At 56.5% G+C, this 15,758-nt stretch carries 11 protein-coding genes and 1 pseudogene; 4 read left to right on the top strand and 8 right to left on the bottom strand.

Going from position 1 to position 15,758, the window contains the following annotated elements:
• The first annotated feature begins 338 nt into the window (after window positions 1-338).
• The gene (locus tag RPMA_RS26815; protein ID WP_211910733.1) at window positions 339-758 is read left to right on the top strand and encodes a response regulator; all 420 of its coding nucleotides are present in this window, start codon (window positions 339-341) and stop codon (window positions 756-758) included.
• A gap of 4 nt (window positions 759-762) precedes the next feature.
• The gene (locus tag RPMA_RS26820) at window positions 763-1,491 is read left to right on the top strand and encodes a Crp/Fnr family transcriptional regulator (RefSeq protein WP_211910734.1); all 729 of its coding nucleotides are present in this window, start codon (window positions 763-765) and stop codon (window positions 1,489-1,491) included.
• A 1,611-nt stretch (window positions 1,492-3,102) separates the two neighbouring features.
• Here the strand turns inward: RPMA_RS26820 and RPMA_RS26825 are convergent.
• The 4 genes from RPMA_RS26825 to RPMA_RS26840 form a co-directional block, all read right to left on the bottom strand.
• Window positions 3,103-3,561: a VOC family protein gene (locus RPMA_RS26825; RefSeq protein ID WP_211910735.1), complete on the bottom strand. Its 459-nt coding sequence runs from the start codon at window positions 3,559-3,561 to the stop codon at window positions 3,103-3,105.
• A gap of 452 nt (window positions 3,562-4,013) precedes the next feature.
• Window positions 4,014-4,337, bottom strand: a complete 324-nt coding sequence (locus tag RPMA_RS26830; RefSeq protein ID WP_249225450.1) for a response regulator — start codon at window positions 4,335-4,337, stop codon at window positions 4,014-4,016.
• A gap of 378 nt (window positions 4,338-4,715) precedes the next feature.
• Entirely contained in the window at window positions 4,716-7,349 is a 2,634-nt protein-coding gene (locus tag RPMA_RS26835) for a PAS domain-containing protein (protein WP_211910736.1), read from the bottom strand.
• Between the two features lie 54 nt (window positions 7,350-7,403).
• The gene (locus RPMA_RS26840) at window positions 7,404-9,986 is read right to left on the bottom strand and encodes an HWE histidine kinase domain-containing protein (protein WP_211910737.1); all 2,583 of its coding nucleotides are present in this window, start codon (window positions 9,984-9,986) and stop codon (window positions 7,404-7,406) included.
• A gap of 612 nt (window positions 9,987-10,598) precedes the next feature.
• Here RPMA_RS26840 and RPMA_RS28645 point away from each other — a divergent pair.
• Window positions 10,599-12,103 (top strand): annotated as a pseudogene (locus RPMA_RS28645) (HWE histidine kinase domain-containing protein).
• A gap of 34 nt (window positions 12,104-12,137) precedes the next feature.
• Here RPMA_RS28645 and RPMA_RS26850 read toward each other — a convergent pair.
• Window positions 12,138-12,290 (bottom strand): hypothetical protein, encoded by a 153-nt coding sequence (locus tag RPMA_RS26850; protein WP_211910738.1) that lies wholly within the window; start codon window positions 12,288-12,290, stop codon window positions 12,138-12,140.
• A gap of 393 nt (window positions 12,291-12,683) precedes the next feature.
• On the bottom strand, window positions 12,684-13,199 hold the full coding sequence (locus RPMA_RS26855) for a GAF domain-containing protein (RefSeq protein ID WP_211910739.1): 516 nt from the start codon (window positions 13,197-13,199) through the stop codon (window positions 12,684-12,686).
• 997 nt (window positions 13,200-14,196) lie between these two features.
• On the opposite strand from RPMA_RS26855, the gene RPMA_RS26860 reads away from it, so the two are divergent.
• The gene (locus RPMA_RS26860; protein WP_211910740.1) at window positions 14,197-14,523 is read left to right on the top strand and encodes a nuclear transport factor 2 family protein; all 327 of its coding nucleotides are present in this window, start codon (window positions 14,197-14,199) and stop codon (window positions 14,521-14,523) included.
• A 47-nt stretch (window positions 14,524-14,570) separates the two neighbouring features.
• Here the strand turns inward: RPMA_RS26860 and RPMA_RS26865 are convergent, their stop codons facing one another.
• Entirely contained in the window at window positions 14,571-14,798 is a 228-nt protein-coding gene (locus RPMA_RS26865) for a hypothetical protein (protein ID WP_211910741.1), read from the bottom strand.
• Window positions 14,799-15,262: 464 nt separating this feature from the next.
• Window positions 15,263-15,658 (bottom strand): PRC-barrel domain-containing protein, encoded by a 396-nt coding sequence (locus tag RPMA_RS26870; RefSeq protein ID WP_211910742.1) that lies wholly within the window; start codon window positions 15,656-15,658, stop codon window positions 15,263-15,265.
• Between the last annotated feature and the right edge of the window lie 100 nt (window positions 15,659-15,758).

The following is a 15,758-nucleotide window of genomic DNA, read 5'->3' on the forward strand; positions in this document are numbered from 1 at the left end:
GTATCTGTCGGGTGTCGCGTCGCGCTGAAGAAATAAGCCAGATCATGCGCAATTTCCCTTCCATTTGAGGAGGGCGGGAGCGCTTCGGGGCGTTCTCATCACCGGTATAAGCCACGAACCGTGCGGTGACGTGACAGAACATAACAGGACCGGCTCTCAATGTCAGTCGGTTAGGCGACTCAACAGTCGCAGGTTTTTTGCGGCAAAGAGAGGCCGCATTGTCGCCTTGCCTATGTGCGGTCAAAGCTTCAAGTCAATGCAAAGCGGTCGACGAAGCAAAACTTGCCGAAGCGTGGATCAATCGTGACCTGAGCGACTTGCTTCGCGTGGAGAAGCAAATGTTCGACGATCAAGATTTAACGCCGTATGCCCTCATTGCGGATGATGATGCCTTCATCCGCATGGATGCGGCGGACATCCTCGAAGCAGCCGGCTTCTTGGTGCACGAAGCCTCCAACGTTGCCGAGGCGATAGAGCTGCTGGAGCACCACGCCGAAAGCGTCCAACTTCTCTTCACTGATGTGCATATGCCGCCAGGAGAACTGACGGGTTTTGATCTGGCCAGGCAATGTGCCGAGCGCTGGCCCGACATCGGCATTTTGATCGCTTCCGGAGCCGCCAAACCAGCTGTCGGCGACATGCCTGACGGCGCAATATTCATCAACAAGCCGTTCAGTGCAGACGTCGTTCACGATCGGTTGCAGGAACTTCTGCCTGACGGCAAAAAACCCCTCCCCCTGAAGCGGAAGGCCACTTGAAGAAATGAACATCCCCGCAGATATCGAAGTGGCCCGAGATAGCGAGTTTCTATCCGGCCTCGGTGCTGAAGCCCGGAAACTGATCCAGCCACATCTGAACCTAGTTAGTCTAGAAGCAGGGGCTGTAGTCGCTCGACCCTATTCAAAAATTGAGAAGGCTTACTTTCCGGTCAGCACAACCTTTGTGGTCGATATTGAACTGAAGAATGACGCCTCATTCACTACAGGTCTCATTGGAAGTGATGGTCTGCTTGGCGCCGGAATGGCTCTTGATGATAGAGTCAGTCTTTATAGTGTGAGCGCCCTATCCATCGGATATGCCTATTCGATCGCGGTTCAGACACTCAAAGAGCTTCTGCTTACCGTTCCAGAATTTCGCAAAAGGGCTCTCGCTTATGAGCAATACTTTCTTGCTCAAGTTCAGCAGACGGCTGCGTGTAGTGCTCTTCATGAGCTGTCAGGGCGACTAAGTTCATGGCTTCTCAGGTTGCAAGAACTCGCCGGAGATGAGCTGAGCCTGACACAAAGCGACATTTCGCGGATGTTAGGTGTTCGGCGCACAAGCATTACAGAATGTGCGCTCGAACTCCAACGGGACGGCGCCATCGACTACCGTCGGGGTGAAATTTCGATTTTAAGCAAGCGCAAACTGGTTAAAGCGTCATGCGGGTGCCACGCTGAAGTTGGTGATCACTTCTCTCGGCTTTTCGAAGAAAGCTTTGAAGACGATTGAGCGCTACGACCTGCTTGGCGTTATTTCATCCGAAGTCCGCGCGACGCTGGTTCCGACATTTACTGTTAAGCACTCTTGCTCGACCACCTGCGCTTTCTGATCAACGCGATCGGCGAGCATGCGGACCCGTCATCTGATCAGCGTTGACATGTTCGGGAAACATTCACCCTGCCCAGGACGCCGCCCGAGCCAAAGCCCGCGAGATTGTACAGCGCAATTCCGCCGGGGGCTGCTACCACGATTGGGTTCTGCCGCAAACTTGCTGACGGTCAGATCGAATCTGCTACGCGACGGCTTCCGACGGCTGACTAGGCCGATCTATCAGCTTTTGAACTGAGCGGCCTCGAAGCTCGTATTCTGTGATGACGCCGCAGGATGTGCAGTCGAACAATCGAATTTCCGCGCCCAGCGAACCTTTGCACATTCCTGCAAAGTGGCGACGCGTATTACACTTGGGACAAGGGACAAGGCTGTTCGTAGGCATGCTATCACCCTCGAATCTGGCAACAGCAGTTTCTCTCAACATATAATAACCCTGCATCACTCAGATGGGTGAAAGCCGTCGTTACTAACAGACCTGAGCGATAACAGTCCGTCCGTTGCGCTCAATTTTTTCGGTATTCCTCAAGTCGAACCACCCGCCTTGACGGGGGTCCGAGCTGCTCCACGTAGCCACTTGAGTGCCGAGCGACCCACTTTTTAGCGTCAATCGAAGTTTCGAACACGCCGACAAGCTGTTCAACATGACCTTTAGGCCACGACGCGATGATAACGAAGCCGGCGCTGGAATGAGGCCGAACTGAAAACGTGGGGACACATGGCATGTGCGGCTCCTGAGTTGAGGTGCTATACCACCAAAACGCAGCCGTGTCCCCTCCCGCGCTTAGGGCGCAGCAGTGCGACAACGCCACAAGCCGCCCGGGCGCAACACCGGACGGCTTTCGGATGCGATTGTTGCACTCAGACCGATTTTATCTCCTGGCGAGAGGCCTTGAGGCTTTGGCCGCCCGGTCATCTGGACGTCTTGGGGTATTCCACAGTGACGCGCGCCAACCCGCCCACGGCGATCGCCCCACCGCGCGTGGCTGCGGTCGATGCATCGGCCGCGCACGAAGGGCCGTCAATCACTGATGCGCCGCGTGAGACCTCATCGTTAGCTTACGGTCGGGGGTCGCCTATCGAACCGAGGCGCGCAACGCAGCGCTCTTGGCGAACGCAGGCAGGCGACTTGAAAACGTCCTACGGATGACTGCTTCGCGCCAACCGCGGACTCGTGAACGTTGTCTTCCAGTCGTGACAGCCAATTGGCTCGCTCATGCCTCACGTGATTTCTTATTATCGGATTGTTGATGGACGAGGCGCCCGCCGATCATATTGCCTATGCTAATACCTTGCCCGTACAAACCAACGCGCCCTTGTCACTGTGGCGAAAGCAAGATTTCTGAGAATCGTATTCTTGGCCGCGATCGTCGGAGATCCCGGCCCTCCTTGGCTCGGTCATAGCTTCGCGGGTGTCACCAGAACACGTTCGAGCCACCCCGACAGAGGATATCGCATTTCAATTAGTTAAGTGCTCTGACCATTTGATGAGCCTGCACGGTGAACCCGCAGTCAGCCTGGCGGCTGCATAAATTCTATCGTGATGTGATCCGGTCCTGAAACATAGGCGGTCAGTGTCCCCACTCGTGGCCCGCCTGGAATCGGCTGCGGGCTTCCTTTCACCTTCCACCCCGCGACCTCGACACGAGTGATGGCGGCGTGGATGTCTTTCACGGTTAAAGCCAAGTGGGCAGCCCCGATAGCGCCCGCGCTCTCCGGCACGGCCCCATTTTGGCGGCCTCTTGAATATTGCAGCAATTCAACCACGAACCCGTCCGGCGCCTTGACAATTGCGGTCCGGACGTACGGATCATCTAAACCTGTAACTTGATGCAGGAAATCGCCTTCCATCTCCGACTGCCGTTGCAGCTCGAAGCCGAGCGCTTCCGTCCAGAAGCGGATCGACTCCTTTAACGAGGAAACGGCAAAGCCCGTGTGATCCACGGCGGCTACGTTTGCGAGATTGGTCACTGCTGCATCCCCACTGTGGCAGAGCTGAGAGGTAAATTTTGCGCGCTCCAGCAACAACCGGCAGCAGCATGATGATTATGGATTTGACTGGGGCCTTTTTTGGTCCAGATTTTACTTCAAGCAAATGCAGCTACGCTGGACGGCCGAGGCAAATTCGGAGCGGTTTTCAGATGATCAGCCTAGGTTTGGGCAAGTGAGGGGTCGGCTGATCATTGGATCCTGCATTTTCCAGAGGCATTGGGTCGTAGCTAACGAGGCTGGGCAGTTGCGCGAGGTCACGCCATCCGCCGATCCACTGCCGTTTGCTCCGCATTATCCGCGTATTGGACGGTTTGAAGAAATGCCGACGGAGATTGTCCTGCTCGACGGCGGCTAAACGACGAGCGTCCATACGATGATCAGGCAGAAACCCCAAACATCGACACGCTTCGGCTACACTGTCTCGATCAGCTTCAAAACCTCAGAGGCAAGGTAAGGTTTGGCAAGAAAATGGAATTCTCCGGCAGCTCCTGTCTGGATGTCTGCCTCTTGCCACTTGCTATGATGATCTTTCTCTGAGGATTGGTTGTGCGAACAAGCTTGGCCAACGCGATACCATCCATCGAGCCGGGCATGTCGATGTCGGTAAAAAGGACGTCAAACTGACTGTCCTTCATGATGTTGAGCGCCAAGTCGGCGTTTGCGGCCAGAACGACGCCGTGGCCTGCCTCCGAAAGCGCGTCTTCCAGAACGAATGCGATAAGGCAATCGTCCTCCACTACCAAAACCTGCGCCACGATGCCCCCATTCCGAGCGGATACCAATTCGATGTCAGAACAAAAGTTTCATCGAGGATGATAGGCAGCAGGGATTGACGGTCTTGGTGGCTTGCTAAAGTGTGTTGATCCGCGCACTTCAACGGTGCTGGCCAGAAAGCTTCTGTGTTCACAAGGTCCAAAATCAGCCTGTTCGGCTTGTTGGCTACGGCATGTTTGATGAGCAGCTTCGGCCTTTTGCCGTGCATTGATCGGCCGTCCCTGGTCTCTCACTTGCATCGCGAGTGGAATGCCGATCCTAGACCGACCGAGACCTCAGAACGCGTGAGGCCGGCTCCTACTCCGAAACCGACTGTGGCTCGACCGGTTTTCGCATAAAGCCAGACGCGCGTTGCCGATTCACAAAGGCAGCTTCGGCGTATCCAGAACCTCGCGAACTTTCTCGGCCAATTGGTCCAATCCGTAAGGCTTGGCTAAGAAGTTGGTGCCGGGATCAAGGACGCCGTTGTTGAGCACGGCATTGCGTGAGTAGCCGGTCACATAAAGAACGTGCAACGATGGTCGTTTCGCCAGCGCAAGATCGGCGAGCTGTTTGCCGTTCATTTCCGGCATGACGACGTCCGTGAGCAGTAGCGTGACAGGCTGATCGCTATCTAAAATTTTCAGAGCTTCTCGGCCACTGGATGCCAGCAGAACCGTGTAGCCAAATTCACGAAGCGCTTCGACTGTCAGATTGCGGACGCGATCCTCGTCTTCAACAACCAAGATGATCTCGTCGAGATTGCCTGTGCGACGCCCACCGACGACACGGCGAGGGACGGGCTGTGGCGCAACTCCCCAAAAACGCGGGAGATACAGTTTCACTGTCGTGCCATATCCAACCTCGGAATAGATCTTTACGTGACCGCCAGACTGGCGAACGAAGCCGAACATCTGACTGAGCCCGAGACCGGTCCCCTTGCCGACTTCCTTGGTCGTGAAGAAAGGATCGAACGCTTTCGCGAGGACATCGGCGTTCATCCCCGTCCCAGTATCCGTGATCGAGATCAAAACGTACTGGCCGACAGAAATCGACTGCTGCCTCGCGTACTCGTCGTCCACTGAGGCATTGCTCGTCTCCAGCGTCAGCTTTCCACCGTCCGGCATTGCATCCCGGCCATTTACGGCGGCGTTGACGATCGTGTTTTCAAGCTGTCCGGGGTCGGCCTTGATATTCCACAAACCGACACCAAGCGCGGTTTCCAATTGAATGTTCTCGCCGAGCGTCCTTGCCAGAAGCTCGCTCAGGTTCATGACAAGTCGATTGACGTCGATTGCTTCCGGAACGAGCGGTTGCTGACGGGAGAAAGCTAACAGTCGCTGGGTGAGGTTCGCCGCACGTGTCGCCCCCTCAAGAGCGTTATCGATGTACCGGGTGATATTCGTCTCGCCACGGGCTAACCGTCTTTGAGCGAAGTTCAGTCCGCCGATGATGATCGCGAGCATGTTGTTGAAGTCGTGGGCGATGCCACCCGTCAGTTGGCCGATCGCCTCCATTTTCTGGAGCTGGCGAATTTGGGTCTCGGCATCGGCCTGCTGCCTTGCCAGCGCCTCGACTTGCGATGCGACATTTGTGAGCTCCGCAGCTTGCTGGTCCAGTTGATGGTTTAGACGCATAAGCGCTTCGGCTCGATCAACGGATACAGCAATAAGGCCCGCGACTTCACGCGCAAGCGAGATCTCTGCCTGGGTCCAGTGACGCACACTGGCATGATGGAGGTAGACGCCTGCAGACCAGCGACCGCCCTCCATCAGCGGGACGCAAATCCCTGCCAGAACCCCATCCTCGCCATATGGTGCGAGTTTGCCGTCGCTATCGTGGCGGCTATCACTGAAAATTAAGGTGCGACCGCTTCGTCGCTCACCTTCGGCGAATTGGCCGTATGCATCGAGCGGCTGATCGCCGACCAACGCCAGCATGCTCCCGTTAGACCAGCACCCGACGTGCTGCAATCTTTGGGAATTTAACAGCCTGTAGAATCCGGCGCGATGAACCCCCAGCCTTTGACCGAGCGCCTCCATTGAGAGCCGGATAATCGAGAGCGGATCAGTCACCGCTCTCTGGCGGTTGGTCAGCGCAATGACAAAGTCGCGCTCTTCCTTTGCGTTTCTGATCTCAAGCTCAGTATCAATGCGTTCGGTGATATCGAAGCTCACGCCTGGAAAACGAATGCATCGCCCCTCAGAGTCTCGGACGCAACGACCCTGGGCCGCGACCCAACGCACCGTCCCGTCGGATCGCTGAAGTCGATATTCGGACCTGAAGATATCGGATGACTTGATTGCCGTATCGACCTCCGCAAGCACGCGCGGCCGATCATCCGGATGTATTCCACTGAAGAACTCGGCGATTGGCGCTCCCGCAGCGGCTCGACTGGCATCAACGCCATAAAGCGCGGCAAAACGACCGTCTGCACGAACGATGTCGTTTTCGACGTCCCAATCCCATGCGCCGATCGAATTGCCTGCAGAAAGCGCAAGTTGTAGCCGCTCGTCGGCGGCATCGCGGTCGCGCAGCGCAACGACCCCTGTGGTCGTTTCGTCGGTCACGCAAAACATGCCGTACGGCTGGCCATCGTCGTCGAAGACCGGCGAATAGCTAAAGGTCCAGTAGCTCTCTTCGGGCACGCCTTCACGACTGAGGTCGAGCCTCATATTCACAACGCGCGTATGACCGCCCGCAAGTGCTTCATCGACGAGCGGCGCGATATCGGACCAGAGGCTCGACCACAGTTCCGGGAACGGCTTTCCCAGCGCCGTCGCCTCCCGGTATCCGAGAAGCGGTCGGTAGGCGTCGTTGTAAAAAGATATGAGGTCTGGGCCCCACGCAACGTAAATCGGCGTCGGACATGCCAGCATCGTCGCCAACGTGTTCCGCAGCGATATCGGCCATTGCTCAATCGGGCCGAGTGAAGTCGCTCCCCAGTTGAAGGCGGCAATGTCAGCCGCCAATTGGCTTTTACTGTTACGGAGAAATGCAGGCAGATTGTTCACGTGATTGCCGGGTTGGATGTACGAACGATGGACGAATTAGCCAGTTTTTTGATCCTAACGGTCATCCGCACCGAACAACGTCGCAAAGGCGCGAGCGAGGTTTTCGACCGTGTAAGGCTTTTGCACCACTTTGCGCGCACGGTGATCGGCTGGCATTCGGGCTTGCTCGCCATACCCGCTCGCGAAGAAAAACGGAACGCCAAGCTCGGCCAGACGGTCGGCGACCGGAAATGAATTGGCGTCGCCGAGGTTGATGTCTAGAACCGCGACCGACGGCTTCTCCCGGTCGATAGCATCGAGCGCGCCTTGCACGGTGGCATAGGTTTGCACTTCACGCGCCCCCAGTTGCGCGGCAATGTCCTCGACGTCGAGTGCGATGATCAAGCTGTCTTCGACCAGGAGCAGGGTCTTGTCGATCAGAACGCCGGGCGGTGGCAGCTTCTTGTGAAGTCCGCGGTTATCGTGTGTCTTGCCCCAGAGGTTCAGCTTGGGCCCTGCACTATTCTTGGCATCTACGACATGCCGCGCCGGGATGACAAACTCGAACTTGGCGCCGTCGGGATTGTATGTGGCCTTTGCCGCGCCTCCCAAATCGTATGGCACCGAGCGCTCGACGATCGTGGTGCCGAAACCCTTTCGGGTCGGCGGCTTCACTGGCGGCCCTTTAACGTCCTCCCATGTCAGCACAAGATCGCGGGCATTGGACCGATGCCATTCGATCTGCACCTCGCCATTCGGCGTGGAGAGGCTTCCGTATTTGATGGAATTCGTCACAAGTTCATGGAGAACGAGTGCCAATGTCGAATAAGCGGCCGGATTGAGCAAAACCGCGGGGCCATGCGCACGGATTGAGGACGGCCTGTTGGCGAATGCAGCCGCCTCCGCCGCAATCAGCGCTTCCAACGGCGCGGGTCCCCAGTGGTCGTCGGTGATCTGATTGTGCGCGCGGGCTAATGCGTGAATGCGGCCATCAACGACCTTCACGAATTCCTTAACGCCCGGCTCTTCTGGCTGCGATTGTCTTATCAGACCTCGGATCACGCCCAGAATGTTGCGGACGCGATGATTGAGCTCTGCAATCAGAACTTCCTGTCGCGCACTGGCTTGATGCCTCTCGGCTGCTGCTTCGTCCGCGAGGCGCAACACGACTTCGATCAGGGTCGCACGCAATGTCTCGGCCACGCGCAATTGCGGCACTGTAAACGGCTCTGACCGCCCCTGAACGAGCTCCTTCCATTCCTCGAAGCTTTCTCGCGGCGTCAGACGAGGCCCATTCGGACCATACTCGACTGGCTTGTGCGGATCGCCTGCCCAGCGAACAGACTTGACCAGCTCAGATCTGAACAAGACCACGTAGTCTCGCGGGGACCTTGAGATCGGGATCGCGAGGAGTCCGGCGGCTTGCGAGGCGTACTCGTCAGCGCCAGGGACGATGGAAGCAATATGGTCGGTGGCGAAGATCTTCCCGGCTGCCATGCCGTTCAACGCACGAATGATGCGCCGAAACGCTTCGGTCGGGGGTGTGACGCCGCTGAATGCATAATTGCCATTAAGCCAGACACCGACGCCGTCGGCAGGAATGGCGTGGGTCAGGATATCGGCAAGCCAATCAGGATCTTTGAGAAGCGTCTCGTCTGACGCGACGGCGCTGAGGAGCTGGTCGGAAATATCGCGTGCCCGCGCCTCGTATTGAATCGCGGCCTGCCGCTCGCGGCTTTCGAGTTGAAGCGAAAACATTTGCGTGAAAAGCTGGGCGACCGACCTTTTCTGCAACGGCGGGCAAAAGGCCGAATAGTGATGGCAAGCAATCAGCCCCCAGAGTTCGCCTTCTACGACGATTGAAATAGACAACGAGGCGCCCACGCCCATATTCTTCAGGTATTCGATGTGGATCGGAGATACCGATCTGAGCACGGACATCGAAAGATCGAGTGGCCGACCGTCTTCGTCCCGTTCCGGAGTAACCGGGATAGCCTCGGCGTTCACGTCGGAGATGACGCGCAACAGATTACGCTTGTAAAGAGCTCGCGCCTGAACGGGGATGTCGCTGGCCGGGTAGCGAAGGCCCTTGAAGGTGCCGATGCCGCCTCGCACCGCTTCGCCAACGACCTCACCTGAGCCACCGCGGTCAAATTTGTAAATCATCACTCGGTCGTAACCGAGGTAGCCCCTCACCTGTCTCGCGGCTTCGCGGTAAAGAGCCGTGATGTCCGGCGTGTTGTCGAGGCGGGCGACCATCGACGTCACCATGGACGTTGTGTCACCCGCTGGCCCCTCGGAAGGCTGAGCTTCGATGACGATCTGACCGAACGACATGTGGAGGGAGATATCGAAGGCGGGAGCGCCCTTTACGATGGAGCAGTGAAATAGTCGCTCCACGGCATCCGGTCCGCGCAGCGCCGTTATTCGGTTGCGCAGGTCATGGATCAGCGATGCCGGAAAAATATCGGCAAGCGGTCTGCCGATCAGGTCTGCATGATCGTGCCCGATAAATTCGGCAACGTTGGCGGACGCCCGAGCAATGATCCAGTCATTAGATGCGGCAAGGAGAAAGCCGATCGGCTGAATGGCGCCCAACAGGTGAATCGGCTCTTTGTCGCAATTGGTCAGATCCACCTGGGAAACAATTTGGCTCAACGGTATTTCCGAAAATACGAGGGTGCGCCCGCTTTGGCGCGTGAATGCTAAACGAGCACGGTCTCTGTCGGTTCCGTCGAGGAACTGGCGCGTATGGGTATTTGGCCGCGTTGACGGTCGGCACTAAAGCTACGGGGGGAAAATGCCTGCGGGTTTTGGGCTGCGCATCACAAATTACCTAAGCACCTCTCAAACTCCATCCATTTATGCTCGATGCCCATACGAATGACGACATGCGTTAATGCCGCGTAGGCTGCGCGGGTCGATCCGGAACGCTCATTGCTTTTGACGGTTCAAAATGACCGTATACAAAGGACAAAAGCATCATGGCATCCGAAGAAACTTCTCTCGTTGCATCGCATGAAACACCTGCAACGGATCGAACCCCGGGCCCCGCAAAAGCCCTATCGATTGGCTTGGTCGTCTGGATTATCGCCGGCGGTCTCGCTGTTCTCGGCGTTTTCTCGTTTCTGCAAAGTCATGGCTGAGCTCTGGCGAAGCGTTTGGATTGCGACGGATCGGGTTGGAAAAACCTCGATCCGCACGGCTGAAGTGTGCCAATGAACGAGACAAAAGGTCCGACTGCAGTCGGCCTTGTCTCGGAAACTGAAATTGACCAATCAGCGTGAGCACGACCGACTTGTTTCCGAGCTATCTCGGCACGGTCGAACCACAGACCCCTTCGCGGCCGCCGTTCAGGCGACCCGCATGCCAATGCTGATCACCGACCCTCATCAGCCAGACAACCCAATCGTCTTCGTGAATGATGCGTTCACAAGGCTTACAGGCTACTCGCGCGAAGAAATTCTCGGCCGTAACTGCAGATTTCTGCAGGGGCCCGAGACGAAACCAGCGCTTGTCGGACAGATACGGTCGGCGATCGAGCGCCGCGTGCCGATCGAGATCGAGCTTCTCAATCATAAGAAAAGCGGCGAGATTTCTACAATCGTCTACTCATCTCACCGGTATTCGACGAAGAAGGACAGCTCACTTACTTCTTCGCATCGCAGTTCGATATCACGCTCGAACGGGATCGCTTTGTTCGTGTTCGGCAGGACCGCGACGCGCTTGAAGACGAGATCGAACGTTGGAATGAAGATCTTCGCCGTCGCGAAGCAAAGATGGAGTTCATGCTTAAGGCGGGCCGATTTGGAACGTGGACGCTTGACCTCGCTGACCGTCGGCTCGTGGCGTCCGATATCTGCAAGGAGAATTTCGGGCGCAACGTGACGGACCCGTTTTCCTATCCGGAGTTGCTAGAAGCAATCTTCCCGGAGGACCGAGCGCGGATGGAAGCCACCGTCGCGGAATCGATCGGAAATGGCATTGACTACGACATCGAGTATCGGGTGGTCACGCCATCCCGCGAGATCAGATGGGTTCAAATTCGCGGGAAGACCTTCTATCGCGCCGACGGGACACCGTTGAGCATGGCTGGCGTTTCAATCGACATCACTGCCAGGAAAAGGGGCGAAGAACATCGCGCGCTTCTGGCTGGTGAACTGAACCATCGCGTCAAGAACTCGATGGCAACAATGCAGTCGATTGCCTATCAGACGTTTCGTTCGGCGGGTTCTCTCGAAGAAGCAAGAAAGAGCCTGGAATCCCGCCTGCAGTCTATGGCGGTTGCGCATGACGTCCTCACCCGCGAAAACTGGGAGGGCGCGACGATGGCTGAAGTTGTCGATAACGCCCTCCTTCCGTTCCGAACCAAGAGCGGTTCACTCATCAGCACGGTCGGGCCCGACCTTCGCTTGAATCCTCGCTCGTCCATCGCCTTCGCAATGGCGTTGCATGAGTTGGCCACGAACGCAGCAAAGTATGGCGCGCTGTCAGGTGATATCGGCCGGGTCATCGTAAATTGGGAGATCGTGACCGGGAACGGCGCAGATCAGGTCGAATTGCGATGGGAAGAAATCGGCGGTCCTCCCGTCAAGCCACCTACCCGCACCGGCTTCGGCAGCCGGATGATTGAGCGCATACTAAATGCTGAAATCGGCGGTTAGGCAAAAATTGACTATCGCCCACGAGGTGTCGTTTGCGTCATCAAGACGCCGCTCGACAACCTGCGACACGACGCCAATGAAATGCTCGCGGTGAAACCTGCGCGGACATAGTCGTGGGATCAGCTTCGCTTGATGCCCGCAATCCTCACGTCTTAAAGAAGATGAGCCAGATAACGGCCATGAAGGCCAGCGCGAGCGCCACGCTGATAACGAGGACGTTGCGAACCGTCGGCCCAGGTTCTGCCTGACGAGCCTCCGTCGCGGTCTGCGTAACCCTACCGTCTTCGATCTTTGCCATTAGCTGCTCCTTTGTGGCAGGCGGCCCAGCCGTTGGGACAAAACCGGACCACCTGGCGGATGCAAGGATCTAGGGCAATGCGCTCCGCGCAGAAACTACATCCGAAATTGGAGAAAGGTCCGCAGCAAAGAGCGGAATCAGGCCAATTTTTCCAGACGCTTGATGTATGTGCGGAGCCATCACGATCCGGTCAAAAAAATCCCGGACTGAGATCGACCCCGTAGGAGAGAGCGATGACCGACACCAACAGCCCCGCCACGATGAAGCATAGGATATGCGTGAAAGGACTGGGCGGGTATCCAGGTCTGCCGAGAATTCCGAGCGCTTCAGTGCAACTGGCATGATGACCTCCATGAGCCGGCCCTCACTTGTGCGGCAGGCTGCCGCACAGGTTCATCGCGCGAGAAAATAGAAATGCATTCGCATTTCAGAAGAGTGTCCGCTTTGCGCCATCAACGGACATTGGCCCCGTCTTACTCGATATACCTCGCCGACCACCTCTCCCGATCCTAACCGATCGAACTTGTAGACCATCACCCGATCGTAGCCGAGATAAGCCCGAACCTGGCGCGCCACTTCGCGATACAGCGATGGAATGTCTGGTGTGACGTCCAGACGGGACACCATCGAGGTCACAGTCGATGTCGTGTCCCCGGCCGGTCCTTCCGACAGTTGAGCCTCAACGATAATCTGGCCGAACGAAATATGGAGCGAAATGTCGAACTCCGACGCCCCCTTCACAATTTGACAGTTGAAAAGGCGCTCCACCGCATCAGGCCCTCGCAGGATCGTCATCCGATTGCGAAGATCATGCAGGAGCGCCGCAGGGAAGATCTCGGCCATCGGTCTGCCGATCAACTCAGCATGGCCATGTCCAATGAAATCACCGACATTCGTCGAGGCACGCACGATGATCCAGTCGATCGAAGCCGCGATGAGAAGCCAATAGGCTGGATACCGCCCAGAAGATGAATGGGTTCACGATCGCAATTTGTGAGATCGACCTGAGAGCTTGGCTTGTTAACGTTCTGCTTTCAAGGGCTTGGGATAATGTCAGTAACATCGTTGTCGTATAAATCATTCGGCAATATTAGTTTACCAAGTTTTCCCGATACTATGGGCGGGACTGAGGTGTCCGGTAACCGAAGCTGATAGGTTGTGTGGTCAAAATTGACCTATCCATTCAGCCGCATGGGACTGATCGTCCTATCTATCCAGGCCTCAGGTACTGAAGGGCACAAATGTCGCGGCGTCCACTTTCCAGGGTTTGGACGGAAGACGATCTTGCCAAGCTGCTCCGTCTGAGTGAAGCCGGTGCGACGTTGATGCGCGCCTCGGCCGCTCTCGATCGTCCATCGTCATCGGTTCAGCAAAAGGCGCGTGAGCTCGGTTTCAAATTGCCAGGTCTTCGTGACGTGCGTTCAGACTTACGGGCCAGCAATCCGGCAAACCCCAACCCACGGAAAAACGATGAATACCGTTGACGCGAAAATCAGCGATGATGAGGATGCTCATCGAAAGTGCCGGAAATGCGGTGGCTCGATGGTCCACTATCGAAGTGGCCCTCATCCGAGCAAAACGGCGTCCGAGGTCCAACGCTTTCAATGTCTGGATTGCAGATCTCAATTTGCGAGGACGGTTCTGCGGTCGGCCTCTTCTTTGAAGGCTGGCCATAGAAGCTCATGTACTTGAGTACAATCCTCATCCTACTCGCGGGATTGACCTCGTTCGCCGCAGCCACAGGCCTGCTGCTCTGTCACAACGCGACATCAAGCAATCCGCCGTCGTCACCAAGAGACGCCACCGCGCCGGACTGGAACCCAGCGGTTCCATGAAGGCTCCCTTCAGTTTTCGTTCATTGGACAATGAATAAGGAGACGCAAACGACGGCATGTAGGTGAGGATAATGACCTTTGACCCGATGGCCGCTGCAATCGATTGGCTTGACGCTTACCGTGAGGAAGATCTTGATCTGATCATCGCCATGTATGCCGATGATGCCACGGTCCACTGCAATTGCGTTGGTTCAACAATCGTCAGCGGAGCAAGCAAACTGCGCCACTACTGGATGGTCCGCTTGCGAGACCACCCCGCTTCCGAATTGCTGGATCTCAACCCAATGGAGAACGGAGTCCGCATCTCGTTCGCAACACGCCTTGGAGCGATGAGCACTTTACTGAGTTTCAATTCAAACGGCCGAATCGTCGAACAGAACTTCGAGCGGTCCAATTAAGAATAAAACGTGCGCTGTGCGAATCTTTCACACAGCGCACGACGCTTTTAGTTGGTGGTGCAGACTTTGACAGTCTTCATCCCGGCGTCCGCTTCCGCCCGCGTCTTGTAGACGGTGTCACCGCTCACCACCGTCGTTTCGGTCGTCGTCGGCTTCGTCTCTGTGATTGTGCATTTTTTGGTCTTCACGTCCTGCACAACGTAGAAGGACTGAGCGAATGCCGGAGCGGCAAGCGACGTCAGAACCGCGGCAATGGCAAGGGTCTTGGCTTTCATCGTTTCCTCCTCATAAAGAGCCCCTCTGTGTGGGCGTGCAGAGAACACTGCCACTTGCCACTTGTTCCCGATTTATTTCCGCTTTCCACCACCGGAGCCGAACCTTCTTCCTGGCAAGACGTTGTCGCGTCGAAAAGGGAGGCATTCATGAAATTGATACGAGCTCTGGCGGCGCCTTTCGCGCTGTTGATGATGACAATCGCCGCTACCGCCGATCCTGCCGCCCCCACTGCACCTAGCACGGAGCGAGCGCCACAAAACCGCGCCGTCAGGGTTATCTTGCCCGCGCCTTGGGAAACAAGGACTCCCACCGAAGCGCCCCCGGCCGACACGCGGCAGATCCGAGCCGACAATCAGCCAAGATAAGACCTTTCTGACTGCCGAAGTCCTTGCTTTCCATTCGACCACCCCACAACGAAAAACGGCCGCGGAAACCGCGGCCGTTCGCCAGACTGAGTTCGTTCTTACTTCGGATACTTAAACTCTGGAGCAGCCTTCAACGCTTCCTTGGTCGTGTTCATCTTCGCGACCCACTTATTCGCTTTGGCATCATGGGTGATCGCAACCGATGAAGGTGAGACGGCCACGTAGCGCTCACCGACGCCCAGGAAGCCACCCACGGACAGGATCAGGGCATCGATGCGTTCTCCCTTGAGAGCGACATCGGAAATCTCACCGACCGTTTCGTCCTTCTGGTTCGTGATGTTCAGACCCTTGAGCTTGGACGAGAACATCTCATCCTTCGAAACCGAGGAGAACTTTGCTTCGGCGGGGGCCGCACCCGTCGTTTTCGCGGTTTCCGCGAACGCAGCGGTCGAGAAAACGGCGGCGGCGGCGACGATCGGCAAAATCTTTTTCATTAGGAATCTCCCTGTTTGAGGTTCCTTTCAAGTCTCCGGATTGCAACAAGTTCCCGACCATTCTAAACAGTCATTGGAATTGGTACATCGCATAAGAAAT

It is taken from the genome of Tardiphaga alba (genome assembly GCF_018279705.1).
GTDB classification, from domain to species: Bacteria; Pseudomonadota; Alphaproteobacteria; order Rhizobiales; family Xanthobacteraceae; genus Tardiphaga; species Tardiphaga alba.